Annotated in this window: 13 protein-coding genes and 4 tRNA genes; 8 read left to right on the top strand and 9 right to left on the bottom strand. The window is 74.5% G+C overall.

Translation table 11 applies throughout. The annotated features are described in order from the left end of the window. Window positions 1-27: 27 nt before the first annotated feature. From def to AYX06_RS00685, 5 genes are all read right to left on the bottom strand, one after another. On the bottom strand, window positions 28-615 hold the full coding sequence (gene def, locus AYX06_RS00705) for a peptide deformylase (RefSeq protein WP_062733446.1): 588 nt from the start codon (window positions 613-615) through the stop codon (window positions 28-30). Between the two features lie 76 nt (window positions 616-691). Continuing rightward, window positions 692-1,546, bottom strand: a complete 855-nt coding sequence (locus AYX06_RS00700) for a cytochrome (RefSeq protein WP_062733444.1) — start codon at window positions 1,544-1,546, stop codon at window positions 692-694. Between the two features lie 157 nt (window positions 1,547-1,703). After that, window positions 1,704-1,778: transfer RNA gene (locus AYX06_RS00695), tRNA-Val, on the bottom strand. 50 nt (window positions 1,779-1,828) lie between these two features. Next, window positions 1,829-1,899 (bottom strand) — tRNA-Cys (locus AYX06_RS00690). A gap of 60 nt (window positions 1,900-1,959) precedes the next feature. Beyond that, window positions 1,960-2,032, bottom strand: a tRNA-Gly gene (locus AYX06_RS00685). 272 nt (window positions 2,033-2,304) lie between these two features. Between AYX06_RS00685 and AYX06_RS00680 the strand changes: the two genes are divergently transcribed. Further along, window positions 2,305-2,376: transfer RNA gene (locus AYX06_RS00680), tRNA-Val, on the top strand. A 183-nt stretch (window positions 2,377-2,559) separates the two neighbouring features. On the opposite strand, the gene zapE is transcribed toward AYX06_RS00680, so the two are convergent. Beyond that, complete coding sequence (gene zapE / locus AYX06_RS00675) at window positions 2,560-3,618, bottom strand: cell division protein ZapE (RefSeq protein WP_062733442.1); 1,059 nt, start codon at window positions 3,616-3,618, stop codon at window positions 2,560-2,562. Between the two features lie 224 nt (window positions 3,619-3,842). Between zapE and AYX06_RS00670 the strand changes: the two genes are divergently transcribed. The 3 genes from AYX06_RS00670 to ybaK are packed head-to-tail and all read left to right on the top strand — an operon-like array spanning window position 3,843 to window position 5,712. Further along, on the top strand, window positions 3,843-4,751 hold the full coding sequence (locus tag AYX06_RS00670; RefSeq protein ID WP_062733440.1) for a sulfurtransferase: 909 nt from the start codon (window positions 3,843-3,845) through the stop codon (window positions 4,749-4,751). Then, the gene (locus tag AYX06_RS00665; RefSeq protein WP_062733438.1) at window positions 4,748-5,203 is read left to right on the top strand and encodes a SufE family protein; all 456 of its coding nucleotides are present in this window, start codon (window positions 4,748-4,750) and stop codon (window positions 5,201-5,203) included. The genes AYX06_RS00670 and AYX06_RS00665 overlap by 4 nt, the downstream gene beginning before the upstream one ends. Window positions 5,204-5,220: 17 nt before the next feature. Continuing rightward, the gene (ybaK, locus tag AYX06_RS00660) at window positions 5,221-5,712 is read left to right on the top strand and encodes a Cys-tRNA(Pro) deacylase (RefSeq protein ID WP_062733435.1); all 492 of its coding nucleotides are present in this window, start codon (window positions 5,221-5,223) and stop codon (window positions 5,710-5,712) included. A gap of 5 nt (window positions 5,713-5,717) precedes the next feature. Here the strand turns inward: ybaK and AYX06_RS00655 are convergent, their stop codons facing one another. Next, the gene (locus tag AYX06_RS00655) at window positions 5,718-7,040 is read right to left on the bottom strand and encodes an alpha/beta hydrolase family protein (RefSeq protein ID WP_062733433.1); all 1,323 of its coding nucleotides are present in this window, start codon (window positions 7,038-7,040) and stop codon (window positions 5,718-5,720) included. Between the two features lie 144 nt (window positions 7,041-7,184). Between AYX06_RS00655 and msrB the strand changes: the two genes are divergently transcribed. The 3 genes from msrB (at window position 7,185) to AYX06_RS00640 (ending at window position 9,970) form a co-directional block, all read left to right on the top strand. Then, a complete protein-coding gene (gene msrB, locus AYX06_RS00650) occupies window positions 7,185-7,655 on the top strand; it encodes a peptide-methionine (R)-S-oxide reductase MsrB (protein WP_062733431.1) in 471 nt (156 codons plus the stop codon). Between the two features lie 64 nt (window positions 7,656-7,719). Next, window positions 7,720-8,391: a DUF3000 family protein gene (locus tag AYX06_RS00645; protein ID WP_062733423.1), complete on the top strand. Its 672-nt coding sequence runs from the start codon at window positions 7,720-7,722 to the stop codon at window positions 8,389-8,391. A 52-nt stretch (window positions 8,392-8,443) separates the two neighbouring features. Next, window positions 8,444-9,970: an HRDC domain-containing protein gene (locus AYX06_RS00640; protein ID WP_407927947.1), complete on the top strand. Its 1,527-nt coding sequence runs from the start codon at window positions 8,444-8,446 to the stop codon at window positions 9,968-9,970. Here AYX06_RS00640 and AYX06_RS00635 read toward each other — a convergent pair. Further along, complete coding sequence (locus AYX06_RS00635) at window positions 9,906-10,319, bottom strand: hypothetical protein (RefSeq protein ID WP_062733421.1); 414 nt, start codon at window positions 10,317-10,319, stop codon at window positions 9,906-9,908. The two genes, AYX06_RS00640 and AYX06_RS00635, sit on opposite strands and share 65 nt — an antisense overlap. Window positions 10,320-10,636: 317 nt before the next feature. Between AYX06_RS00635 and AYX06_RS00630 the strand changes: the two genes are divergently transcribed. Further along, complete coding sequence (locus AYX06_RS00630) at window positions 10,637-11,068, top strand: Rieske (2Fe-2S) protein (protein WP_062733418.1); 432 nt, start codon at window positions 10,637-10,639, stop codon at window positions 11,066-11,068. A 5-nt stretch (window positions 11,069-11,073) separates the two neighbouring features. Here the strand turns inward: AYX06_RS00630 and dxs are convergent, their stop codons facing one another. After that, window positions 11,074-13,095: a 1-deoxy-D-xylulose-5-phosphate synthase gene (dxs, locus tag AYX06_RS00625; RefSeq protein ID WP_062733416.1), complete on the bottom strand. Its 2,022-nt coding sequence runs from the start codon at window positions 13,093-13,095 to the stop codon at window positions 11,074-11,076. Between the last annotated feature and the right edge of the window lie 149 nt (window positions 13,096-13,244).

Raw genomic sequence — 13,244 nt, 5'->3', positions numbered from 1 at the left:
TCCAGACGGGTGGGGACGGGGGTGGGCTCAGCCGCGGGCGGAGCCGAAAGCGCTGCCGGTGCCGGTTCCGGTGCCGAAGGAGGATCCCACGGTCGCGGCCCGCTGCCCGGCCACGCCGTGGACCACCCCGTCGTAGTCGGCGGCGCGGATCGCCCGCAGCGCCTCCTTCCGGGCGGCGCCCACGAGGCGGTCGACGTACAGCCGCCCGTCCAGGTGGTCGGTCTCGTGCTGCAGGCAGCGCGCGAGCAGGCCGGTGCCCTCGACGGTGACGGGCCGGCCGTCCTGGTCCGTGCCGGTGACCCGGGCCCAGTCGCGGCGCGGGGTGTCGAAGCCGAGACCCGGCACGGAGAGGCAGCCCTCGCCGCCCTCCTGCGGTTCGTCGCCCACCTCCAGCACCGGGTTGACCACGTGTCCCGCGCTGCCCTCGACCGCCCAGGTGAACAGGCGCAGCCCGATCCCCACCTGGGGAGCGGCGAGGCCGACGCCGCCGACGTCGAGCATCGTCTCGGTCATGTCGGCGACGAGCCGGCGCAGGGCGTCGTCGTACTGCGTGACCTCCGACGCGCGGGTGCGCAGGACGGGATCGCCGATGGTGCGGATGGGCAGGATGGGCATGGGGCAACCTCGCTCTCGACCCGACAAGTCTACGGGCCGCCCGCGGGGCGCGGGACGCGGGCCCGCGCCCGGGGTCCTAGGGCTGCTCGCGCGGCGGGGGCGGCGGGACGGGGCGCAGGGCGGGACCGGCCGCGGCCAGGGCGGTCTCCTGGGTCCACAGCCGGTGCAGGGCGCAGAACTTGTACCAGTGCTGCTCGAGCACCGCCGGCACGGCCTGCACGGGCACGACCTCGGTCTCCCCGACCGCGACCCCCAGCAGCAGGTCCGCGCCGCCGTAGGCCCAGGGCTCCCAGGTGCCGGCCTCGGCGTCCACCAGGGACTCCTCGGCCTTGAGCCCGGCCACGAGCTGGGTGACGACCTTGGCGTCCAGGGACTTCACGCGCCCGTCCCGGTCCGTGCCCTTCGTCTTGTAGTCGATCAGGCAGACCTTGCCCGCGATCCGGGCGACGAGGTCGAGGGTGCCGGCGTAGCCGACCGTCGAGTTCCAGACGGTGACCTCCACGGCGAGGGGCTCGGGGGCGTAGAGGTCCCACCACTCGTCGAAGCGGGAGGCGAAGCGCTCCTCCCCGTGCTCGGCCAGGGTGGCCCGCGCCTCCGCGGCCCGGTGCGGCCTCCCGAGGGCGCGCAGGGCGATCTGCTCGGCGTAGGTGTGCACCCGGTCCCCGCGGGCCGCGGCGTCGTCCCGGTGCCGCTGGGCGGCCTTGGCGGCGTCCCGCACGACGGCGCGCAGCTGGGCGGGCGAGCCGAGGGCCGCGCGCAGCCGGTCGTCCTGTACGGCCGCCTGCGCGGCGGAGTAGCCGTACCAGCCGTCCAGGTCGGTGGCGGCGCGGGAGAGCACGGTGGTGATGGAGGGGACGGTGGCCTGCTCCGAGGTGGACCTCGCGTACATCCGTCCGTACTCGGTCTGTTCCGCCAGCCTGGGCTGTGTCACGCTGCTCGTCGCCTCTCCGTCGGGTCCCCGGCTCGCCCGGGCGGGTCCCCGGTGCTCCGGGTCCTGGGCCGCAGGCTACCGACCGCCTCGGACACGGGAGGCCCGGGGCCCGCCGGGCACGACGAAGGCCCCGGCTCGTGGAGCCGGGGCCTTCGGGTGGTGCGCGATACTGGGATCGAACCAGTGACCTCTTCCGTGTCAGGGAAGCGCGCTACCGCTGCGCCAATCGCGCTTGACCGGCGACCTCCGGGGAGGCCGTCAAGCATGGTGGGTCGTGCACCGAGGTGGAGACGGGATTCGAACCCGCGTAGACGGCTTTGCAGGCCGCTGCCTAACCACTCGGCCACCCCACCGGGGCCTCGTCCTCGCGGACAGGGCCGTCGGTCACGGCATGGGACATGCCGATTCCTGCGAGCGGACGACGGGAGTCGAACCCGCGACATCCACCATGGCAAGGTGGTGCTCTACCAGCTGAGCTACGTCCGCATGTCTTTCCGGCGGATCTCTCGATCTTCCGGTGTGGAACTCTATCACAGCCCCGCCCGGCGTTCCCGTCGGTCGGGTCCTGCGACATCCGGCGGAATCCTGGAGCGCCCCGTGCCTCGCGGCCGGTCCGTTCGCCGGAACCCGTCGGTGTTCCTGACAGGCAGAGACTGTACGGGACGGATTTCCGGATCGCCAAATCGACGCCCGGCGGCGCGGCCGGGCCGGCGAATTGGCCGACGGCCCGGTTGTGGGTTATGGTTTTCGAGCAGTGAGCGCGATTGGCGCAGTGGTAGCGCGCTTCGTTCACACCGAAGAGGTCACTGGTTCGAACCCAGTATCGCGCACGAGCACCGACGAGGGCCCCGGCTGAGATCATCTCAGCCGGGGCCCTCGTCGTCGTGCCGCCCCCGGGCGGGGCCGCTCCGGGCCCGGGACGACGACGCCCGCCCCGCCGGCCCGTCCCGGGGACGGCGGCGGAGCGGGCGGGCGCGGGAGGCGGGGTCGGGCAGTGCGCCCGGGCGGCGGCCTCAGACCGTGGAGACGTCTCCCAGGATCCCCTCCCGGGCCAGCGCGGTGAGCCGCGAGACCGCCCGGTAGTACTTCTTCTGGTAGCCCCCGGCCATCATCTCGGCCGTGAAGACCTCGTCGAAGGGGCGGCCGGAGGCGATGATCGGCAGGTTCTTGTCGTAGAGCCGGTCGGCGAGCACGACGAAGCGCAGAGCCACGGCCTGCTGCTCGATCGTGTGCACGTCCTGCCACACGATCGCGTCGATCCCCTCCAGGAGCTTGCGGTACCGGGAGGGGTGCACGCCGGAGAGGTGCTCGATCAGGTCGGCGAACGCGTCCGCGGCCACCACCTGGCCCGGGAACCGGTCCTCGACGGCGCGCTCGAGCTCGTCGCCGGACAGCGGCGCCGGGGCCTGCGGCAGGCCGCGGTGGCGGAAGTCCTCGCCGTCGATGCGCACGACCTCGAACTGGTCGGCCAGCACCTGGATCTCCCGCTGGAAGTCCTGGGCGGCGAAGCGGCCCTCGCCGAGGGAGCCGGGCAGGGTGTTGGACGTCGCCGCGATCCGGACCCCGGCGTCGGCGAGCTCGCGCATCAGGCGGGACATCAGCACAGTGTCCCCGGGGTCGTCGAGCTCGAACTCGTCGATGCACACCAGCTGGTAGGTGCTCAGGGCGTCCACGGCCTTGCGGAAGGTCAGCGCGCCCACCAGGTTGGTGTACTCCACGAAGGTGCCGAAGGCCTTGGGGCCGGGCACGGCGTGCCACAAGGAGGCGAGCAGGTGGGTCTTGCCCACACCGAAGCCGCCGTCGAGGTAGATCCCCGTGCGGACGTCGGCGGAGCGGGGCCCGCCGCCGAAGAGCTTGGCGAAGAACCCGCCGCCGGAGCCGGCCCGTCCCACGGAGTCCGCGAAGGCGCGCAGCTCCCGCACGGCCTCCGCCTGGGACGGCTGCTGGGGATCGGGGCGGTAGGTGTCGAACGAGACCTCGCCGAAGCGCTCGGACGGGCGGAACCCCGCCAGCAGTTCATCGGCCGACACGTGCGGCCGGCGGTCGGTGAGGTGTTCGATGCGGATGCTCACGGGGAGACCTCTCTGTCCGCCGGGCACGACGGCTCGCTGGTTCGGCACGCCGAAGGGACGCGCGCGGGTGCTCCGGCGATTTTAGCCCGCGCCCCGCGGCCGCCGGTGCGCCGACCGCGAAATCCGGACCGACCCGGGTCCGCCGCCCCCCGCGCGGGGGGCGGCGCCCGGCCGGGAGCACTACGCTGGAGGGGAATCCGATCCCCACCCCGGAAGGAGCCCCCATGGGCGTTGCCGTGGAGAACAACGAAGAGTTCGCGCAGTACGCGCACCCCGAGCGGCTGGTGTCCACGCAGTGGGTCGCCGAGCACCTCGACGACCCGGGCCTGGTGGTCGTCGAGTCCGACGAGGACGTGCTGCTCTACGAGACCGGGCACGTCCCCGGCGCCGTGAAGGTGGACTGGCACACCGACCTGAACCGCCCCGACACCCGCGACTACGTCGACGGCGCGCAGTTCGCGGAGCTGATGTCCCGCAAGGGCATCTCCCGCGACACCACCGTGGTCGTCTACGGGGACAAGTCGAACTGGTGGGCCGCCTACGCCCTGTGGGTGTTCGAGCTGTTCGGCCACCCGGACGTGCGGCTCATGAACGGCGGGCGGGACAAGTGGATCGCCGAGGGCCGCGAGCTGTCCACCGACAAGGTCGTGCCCGAGCGCGCCGAGTACCCGGTGGTGGAGCGCGACGACTCCCGGGCCCGTGCCTACCAGGAGGACGTGCTCGGCCACCTCGGCGAGCGGCCGCTGATCGACGTCCGGTCCCTGCCGGAGTACACCGGCGAGCGCACGCACATGGCCGAGTACCCCCAGGAGGGCACCCTGCGCGGCGGGCACATCCCCACCGCGGCCTCCGTGCCGTGGGCCCGGGCCGCCGCCGAGGACGGCCGGTTCCGCTCCCGCCAGGAGCTCGAGGCGGTCTACCGCGACGAGGTCGGCCTGGCCGAGGACGACGACATCATCGCCTACTGCCGCATCGGCGAGCGCTCCAGCCACACCTGGTTCGTGCTGAAGTACCTGCTCGGCTTCGAGAAGGTGCGCAACTACGACGGCTCGTGGACCGAGTGGGGCAACTCCGTGCGCGTGCCCATCGTCCTCGGCGAGGAGCGCGGCGAGGCCCCGGGGTCGGCCCGATGAGCGCTCCGCTGCCCGCCCAGCTCGAGGAGCTCGTCGAGGACTTCACGGCCGTCCCGGAGGAGGACAAGCTCCAGCTGCTGCTGGAGTTCTCCCGCTCCCTGCCGGCCCTGCCCGCCCGGCTCGGCGAGCACCCGGAGGAGCTGGAGCAGGTCGTGGAGTGCCAGTCGCCGCTGTTCCTGACCGTGGAGTGGGACGAGGGCACCGAGCCGGGCCCCGAGACCCCGGTGCGGCTGTTCTTCTCCGCCCCGGCGGAGGCGCCGACCACCCGCGGCTTCGCGTCCATCCTGCACGAGGGGCTCGACGGCCTGCCCGCCCGGCAGGTCCTCGAGGTCCCGGACGACCTGCCCGAGCGCTTCGGCCTGACCCAGCTCGTCTCCCCGCTGCGGATGCGCGGGATGTCGGCGATGCTCGGGCGGGTCAAGCGGCGCGTGCGCGAACTCCAGGGCGCCTGAGCGCCGGGGCGCCCGTCATGGCCAGGACCGCCCGCCGCGCCGGGCCCACGGCCGCCGTCGCGCTCCTGGAGCGGGAGCGCGTGACCTACGCCCGGCACGAGTACGAGCACGACCCCGCGGCGGCGTCCTTCGGCCTGGAGGCCGCCGCCGCGCTGGGCCGCGACCCCGGCCAGGTGTTCAAGACGCTCATGCTCGTCCACGAGCGCGACTGGGCGGTGGCGGTGCTGCCCGTCTCCGCCCGGCTGTCCGTGCGCGCGGCCGCGGCCGCGCTGGGCTGGAAGAGGGCCGCCCTGGCCGAGCCCCGGCTGGCGGAGCGGCGCACCGGCTACGTGGTCGGGGGCATCTCCCCGCTGGGGCAGAAGACGCCCTCCCCCACTCTGCTGGACGACTCCGCGCTCGCGTGGGCCACGGTGCTCGTCTCCGGCGGGCGCCGGGGCCTGGACGTGGAGCTGGCCCCGGCCGAGCTGCTGCGGCTCACGGGCGGGTGCACGGCGGCGCTGCGGACCTGACCGGGTCAGCGCCGCACGGCCGCGGCTCCCCCGGCGGACCGGGCGTCCTGCGCCAGCCGCTCCGGCAGCCAGCGCCGCACCGCGTCCTCCCACCGCCGCGGGTCCACGTTCCACTCCTTGGTGTGCCGGGCGCGGGTGAACGGCACGAACTCCACGAGCCGGTTCAGCTCCGCGAGCCGGCGGGAGCTGGCGGCGGGGACGAACTCGTCGTCCACGGAGTGCAGCACCAGGGTGGGCGTGCGCAGCTGCTCGCTGCGGGACAGCCAGTCGAGGGCCTTGAGGTCCACCGGCGCGGCGAGACCGGTCAGCATCCGCCCCGCCGGGTGCGAGATGAGGTTGGTGGCCAGCCTGCCGATCCCGGAGGGGATGCGCCGGGTGCGGGAGTGGTGGGCGATCAGCTCGAACCAGTCCACGACCGGGCCGGTCAGCACCAGGGCCGCGATGTCGTCGCGGTAGAAGGAGAGGTCGGCCGTCTGCAGGGAGATGGCCCCGCCCATCGACCAGCCGAAGAGCACGATCTGGGTGGCGCCGCGGGACTTGGCGTAGCTGATCGCCGTCTGCACGTCCTTCCACTCCGTGAACCCCAGCCCGTACCGGAAGTCGTGGGTGGGCGGCGCCTCGCGGTCGTTGCGGTAGGAGATCAGCAGGGAGGTCAGCCCGAGCTCCCGGGCGACGGGCACCGCGCGCACCGTCTCCATCCGGTTGGCCCCGCGCCCGTGCACCATGATCGCCCACGGCCCCGGCAGCTCCCGCGGCCGCTCGCCCTCCGGGGTGGGCCCGCCCTCGGCGGGCACGACCCAGCAGGGCGCGGGGCCGACCTCGATGGGGATCTCGACCTCCTCGAACGGCAGTCCGGCGGCGCCGGGGTCCGGGTAGACGGTCCCGGACCAGAAGCCGCGGGAGGCCTTCGCGAGGTCCCCCGCGTAGACCTCCTCCACCACCCGGGTCACGGTGCCCTCCTGCGGGGAGTAGGAGCGGATCGCGCCGATCCGGGCGTGGCCGCGGCCGGCGTCGAAGCGCAGGCTGTAGGTGCCGGCCACGGTCGTGTCCACCGTGGTCGGCAGCTTCACGAGGGTCGTCGCCGCAGGGTCCCCGTCCTCGCCGGTGCGGGTCAGCCCGAGGATGGGCAGGTCCTCGGAACGGTACTTCGGCGGCACCACGACCTGCCGGGCGAAGTAGGCCGCGGCGGCGCTGGAGAGCCCGAAGGACAGCGAGGCCGCGCCCACGGTGGCGGCGGCGCCGACCACGGCGCCGCGCGCCCACGCCGTCGCGGGGGCGGACGGCACCGCGGGGGGCGCGGCGGGGGCCGGGAGGAAGCGTCGAGGCATGTCACCAGTCTTCCACGGGGCCGCGGGCATAACCCGGAGGGGCACGTCGTTGTCCCTGCCGGGTGCTCCGGGTCCCGGGCCGCCGGCCGGGCCACCCGCCGGAGCATCCGTCAGACCACCCGCCCGACCCCGGAGGACGACACCATGAGCGAGACCACCAGGCACGACGACCGTCCCGAGCCCGCCGACCGTCCCGAGCCCGCCGACCGTCCCGGACCCGCCGACCGGACCGAGCAGGACTGGCGCTCGATCCTGTCCCCCGAGGAGTACCACGTGCTGCGGGAGGCCGGGACGGAACGGCCCTTCACGGGCGAGTACTGGAACACCGAGACCGAGGGCGTGTACACCTGCCGCGCGTGCGGCGCCGAGCTGTTCCGCTCGGAGACGAAGTTCGACGCCCACTGCGGGTGGCCCTCCTTCTACGCCCCGCTCGCGGAGGACCGGGTCCGCTACATCAAGGACACCACCCTGGGCATGGAGCGCGTGGAGGTCCGGTGCGCCGCCTGCGACTCGCACATGGGCCACGTCTTCGGCGGCGAGGGCTTCCCCACCCCGACCGACCTGCGGTACTGCATCAACTCCGTCTCCGTCCGGCTGGTCCCCGCCTCCTCGTGACCGGCGGGCCCGCGCGCGGCGTGGCACCGGCCGCGCCGGCGCCCGGACGGCCTACCCTTCCAGTGTGAGCACCGTGAACGACCTGTCAGGGGTGTCCCAGGGCTTCCAGGAGGCCCTGGAGCACCTGCTCCGCACCCCGTACCGGGACGGCATCGAGCTCACCGAGATCCCCGCGCCCACGCACCTGGCCCCCTTCGCCGCCGCGGTGCGCGCGGAGGTGCGGCAGCCGCCGGACCCACCCGCCGGCCCCGCGTTGGAGCCCCGCACGGCGCTCCCGGCCCTGCCGCGCGCGGCGTCCCCGCGGGACGAGCTCGGCGGCCGGGGCCCGGCGGACGAGCTGGCCGCGGGCCGCTTCGTGCTCCTGTTCGACCCCTCCGAGCCCGAGGCCTGGGGCGGGCCCCTCCGCATCGTCACCTGGGCGCGGGCGGCCGTGGGCCGGGAGGTCGGGTGCGACGACACCGCCGGGCTGCTCGCCTGGACCCGGCTGCTCGAGTCCCTGCAACGCCACCGGGCCGGATATTCTCGGGAGGGCGGCACGGCGTCCCGGGTCCTCGCCGAGGGCTTCGGGACCCTCGGCGACCAGGTCGAGGGGGCCGACGTCGAGCTGCGGGCGTCCTGGACGCCCGACGGGTCCGACGTGGAGCCGCACCTCGCCGCCTGGGCGGACACGGTCTGCGCGTTCGCGGGCCTGCCGCCCTACCCGCGCGGGGTGACCGTGCTGCACCCGCGCCGCTGACCACCGAACCGACCGCGCCCCCACGGGGCCGACACAGAATCGAAGACGCTCCTTGACCAGCCCAGCCGACCGCCGATCCGCGCCCGACGAGCCCTCGACCCCGGTGGTCGCCGGCTTCGAGGACTACGAGATCCCCGACAGCGTCCACCTCGCGGCCCCGTTCGACGGCGTCCCGCCCGTCATCGAGACCGTGGCCGGGCTCGAGCGGGCCGCCGCCGCCGTCGCCGGGGGGTCGGGCCCGGCCGCGATCGACACCGAACGCGCCTCCGGCTTCCGCTACGGCCAGCGCGCCTTCCTCGTCCAGCTGCGCCGCGAGGGCGTGGGCACCGTGCTGATCGACCCCGAGGCCACCGGGTCGCTGGCCGTGCTGAACGAAGCCCTCGCCGGCGTGGAGTGGGTGCTGCACGCCGCCACCCAGGACCTGCCCTCGCTGCGGGCGCTGGACATGGAGCCGGACCTGCTCTTCGACACCGAGCTGGGCGGGCGCATCGCCGGGCTCCGGCGGGTGGGCCTGGCCGCCGAGACGGAGGAGCTGCTCGGATACACGCTGGCGAAGGAGCACTCCGCCGTCGACTGGTCCAAGCGGCCCCTGCCGCAGGACTGGCTCAACTACGCCGCCCTCGACGTGGAGATGCTCATCCCGCTGCGCTGGGCGATGGAGGACCTGCTCCGGGAGCAGGGCAAGCTCGAGTGGGCGCTGGAGGAGTTCGAGGCCGTGCGCACGGCTCCGCCCGCCCCGCCGCGCCAGGACCCGTGGCGCAGGACCTCCGGGATCAACAAGGTCAAGGGCCGCCGTCAGCTCACCGCGCTGCGCCTGCTGTGGGAGGAGCGCGAACGGCTGGCCCAGCACAAGGACCTCTCCCCCAGCCGGCTGCTGCCGGACGCGGCCCTGGTGGCGGCCGCCTCCGCCATGCCCCGGACCGTGCCCCAGCTGCTGGCCACCCCCGGCTTCCACGGCCGGCAGGCCTCGCGGGAGGCCCCTCGGTGGCTGCGGGCGATCGCCGAGGCCCGCAACGCCGCCGAGCTCGTCCCCGTGACCGTGCGCTCCGACGCCCTGCCGCCCGTGAAGGCCTGGGAGGTCAAGCGTCCCGAGGCCGCCGCCCGACTGAAGGTCCTCAAGCCGGTCGTGACCGAGCTGGCGGAGGAGCACGGGCTGCCGACCGAGAACCTGCTCACCCCGGAGCACCTGCGCCGCTTCTGCTGGCAGCCGCCCAAGAGCACCGGTGACCAGGCGGTGGCCGACCCGGGAGCTGCGGGCGCGCAAGCGCGCCGCCCGCCACGCCGAGCAGCCCCAGGCCGAACAGCCACCGGCCGAGCAGCCCCAGGCCGAGCAGTCCCAGACGCAGCACCCCGGGACCGAGCACTCCCCGGCCGGCGACGAGGGAGCCCCCGCGGCCTGAACCGTCCGGGCCCGCAGCGGCCGTTGAGTGCTGGCTGCGGCCGGGCTTCCGCGCCGGGCGGGGACGACGACGGGCCCCGGCCGTCGGCCGGGGCCCGTCAGGGGGCTGCGGGGATCAGCGCTGGGTGTCGCCGGGGGCCGGGTGCGGCTCGGCCGGCTCCAGCGGCGTCTCCGGGGTGACCGGCTTCGCGGTCTGCAGGTCCGCGTAGCCGGGGGTGGAGGTGCCGGTCGCCGCGTCGGTGCCGCCCGAGGAGCCGGAGACCTTGTCCTTGACCGTCGAGGACGCGTCCGAGGCCTTGGTGCCCACCGTGTCGGCGGCCTTCTTGGCGGAGTCGGCGAGCTTGCCGCCGACCACGGGCGCCTCCGACTTGACCCAGTCGGTGCCCTCGGAGACCTTCGCCTGCACCTTGGGGTCCTGCCAGGTCTTCAGGGCGTTCTGCTTCAGGGTCTCGTAGCTCTGGCGGCCCGAGGCCGAGCCGACCACGAAGCCGACGCCGAAACCGGTCACGAAGATGAGTCGCTTGATCATGGTGCTGTCCTTCCGTCCGTCCCGGCGCTGCCGCCGGGAACGGGTCGGAGCCTCTGGTGCACGGCTCGTCCCCGGTGTCTGTTGTCATCATCATCCTACTGATCACATGGTGCGGCCGACACTGCTCCCGCCGCTCTCCGCTGAGAGCGATCACCCGCCGCCCTCGGGCGCACCCCCGGGCGCACGTCCCCGCCGTCCCGCTCGACCGCACCCCACGACGCACCCTTCGGGCGCACCGGTGCAGCCCCGGCCGGGCCCGTCGGCGGCGGCACCTAGACTGGCGGTGCACCCGCAGGACCGCCGACGAGAGGACCACCATGGCCGCGCCCGACTCCTCCACCGCCCCCTCCGCGCTGCCCCGGCGCACGGTCCTGGGCGTGGCCTGCGCAGGCCTCGGCGCCGCCGCGGCACTGAGCGCGTGCGGCGGACAGGACGGGTCGTCGGACGGACCCGCCGAGCCCGTGGACGCCGGCGCGGTCGAGGACGTGCCCGTGGGCTCGGGCGTCAAGGTGGACCGGGACGGGGTGCAGGCGGTGGTGGCCCGGCCCGCCGAGGACACCGTTGTGGCGTTCTCCCCCGTGTGCCCGCACCAGGGCTGCATGGTCGTGCCCGAGGCGCAGCAGTACGTCTGCCCCTGCCACGCCTCGCAGTTCGACCTCGCCACCGGGGAGGTCCGGGGCGGGCCCGCCCGGACCGGGCTCACACCGTACCCGGTGGCCGTCCGGGAGGGCCGGATCGTCCTGGGCTGAGCCGCTCAGCCCCGGCCCGGCAGCGACGTGCCGTCCCGGGCCGTGTCCGGGAGGACCTCGGCGTCCTGCGCCTCGACCGGGCGGGCGTAGGGCACCCGGGTCCCGAGCACGGAGGCCAGCGTGTCCTGGGCGACGCGCTGGGCGGTCAGCCCGACTCGCTCCAGGACCTGGGAGCGCGAGCCGTGCGCGAGGAACCGGGTCGGCAGGCCGACCTCGTTCAGGGCGGTGTCGACGCCGGCGGCGCGCATCTCCTGCCGGATCCGCGAGCCGATCCCGCCGGCGCGCACGCCGTCCTCCACGACGACCACGATCCGGTGCTGGGCGGCGAGCTCGATGACCGACCCGGGCACCGGGAGCACCCACCGGGGGTCGACCACCGTGGAGGACACCCCGTGGGCCTCCAGCCGGTCGGCGACGTCCAGGGACAGCCCGCTCATGGCGCCGACGGAGACGATCAGGACGTCGCGGCGGGCGCCCTCGGTGCCGCTCTCCCCGCCGCGGCGGGCGAGGACGTCCACGCCGTCGGAGAGCCGCTCGACCGCCGGGACGGGCGTGCCCACGGATCCCTTGGGGTAGCGGATGACCGTGGGGGCGTCACCGACGGCCACCGCCTCGCGCAGCTCCTCGACCAGGGTCGGCTCGTCGCGGGGGGCGGCGAGGTGCAGTCCGGGGACGATCTGGAGCAGCGCCAGGTCCCACATGCCGTGGTGGCTCGGCCCGTCCGGCCCGGTGACCCCGGCCCGGTCCAGGACCAGGGTGACCCCGGCCCGGTGCAGGGCCACGTCCATGAGCAGCTGGTCGAAGCCGCGGTTGAGGAACGTGGCGTACAGGGCGACCACGGGGTGGAGCCCGCCGTAGGCCATGCCCGCGGCCATCGCCACGGCGTGCTGCTCGGCGATCCCCACGTCCACGACGCGGTCGGGGTGGGCGGCCTGCATCTTCTGCAGCCCCACCGGGATGAGCATGGCCCCGGTGATGCCCACGACGTCCTCGCGTTCGTCGGCGATCCGGGCGATCTCGTCGCGGAACACGGCCGTCCAGCTGCGCTCGGAGCTCGTCGCGGTGGAGCGTCCCGTGACGGGGTCGATGACGCCCACGGCGTGGAACTGGTCGTCCTCGTGGGCGATCGCGGGCGCGTACCCGTGGCCCTTCTCCGTGATGGCGTGCACGATGACGGGCCCGCCGTAGTTCTTGGCGTTGCTCAGCGCCTGCTCGACCGCCTCGAGGTCGTGGCCGTCCACCGGGCCCAGGTACTTCATGCCGAGGTCCTCGAAGATGCCCTGCGGGACCACGACGTCCTTCAGGCCCTGCTTCATGCCGTGCAGGCCCCGGTAGAGCATCTCCCCCACCGGCCCGGAGTGCTTCAGCAGGTTCTTCACCGACTCGAGGGTCTGCTCGTAGCGCCGGTCGGTGCGCACGGCGTCCACGCCCTGCTGCACGCTCGCCTGCAGCTCGGCCAGGTGGTTCGCGAACCCGCCCACCGTGGGGGCGTAGGAGCGGCCGTTGTCGTTGACCACGATCACGACCTTGCGGTCGCGGTCGGAGGCGATGTTGTTGACGGCCTCCCACGCCATGCCGCCGGTGAGCGCCCCGTCCCCGACGAGCACCACGGTGTGCCGGTCGGTCCGGCCCGTCATGGCGTAGCCGCGGGAGATGCCGTCCGCCCAGGACAGGGACGAGGACGCGTGCGAGGACTCGACGATGTCGTGCACCGACTCCGCCCGGTCGGGGTAGCCGGCGAGGCCGCCCTCCTGGCGCAGGGTGCGGAAGTCCTGGCGGCCGGTGAGCAGCTTGTGCACGTAGGACTGGTGCCCGGTGTCGAAGACCACGGAGTCCTTGGGCGAGTCGAAGACGCGGTGGACCGCCATGGTCAGCTCCACGACCCCCAGGTTCGGGCCCAGGTGACCCCCGGTCGCGGAGACGTGGGTGACGAGGAACTCACGGATCTCGGCGGCCAGCTCGGTCAGCTCCGCGCGGGTCAGCCCCGCGAGGTCCTCGGGCCCGGACACCCGTTCCAGCACGCTCATGCTTCCTCCCGCACTCCTCGGCGTCGTGGTCGGCCGCTCCGGGGTCGCCGGGGCGGCGCGTTCCCCCGATCCTACTCGCTCGCCCCGACACCCCCGGGCAGCACGAGGGGCCCGGTCCGTCGCCGGACCGGGCCCCTCGTGCGTCCTGG

Origin of the sequence: Kocuria turfanensis (genome assembly GCF_001580365.1) — a bacterium.
Taxonomy (GTDB): domain Bacteria; phylum Actinomycetota; class Actinomycetes; order Actinomycetales; family Micrococcaceae; genus Kocuria; species Kocuria turfanensis.
The sequence above is the reverse complement of the archived record's forward strand: the minus strand, read 5'-3'. Positions and strand labels throughout refer to the sequence as shown.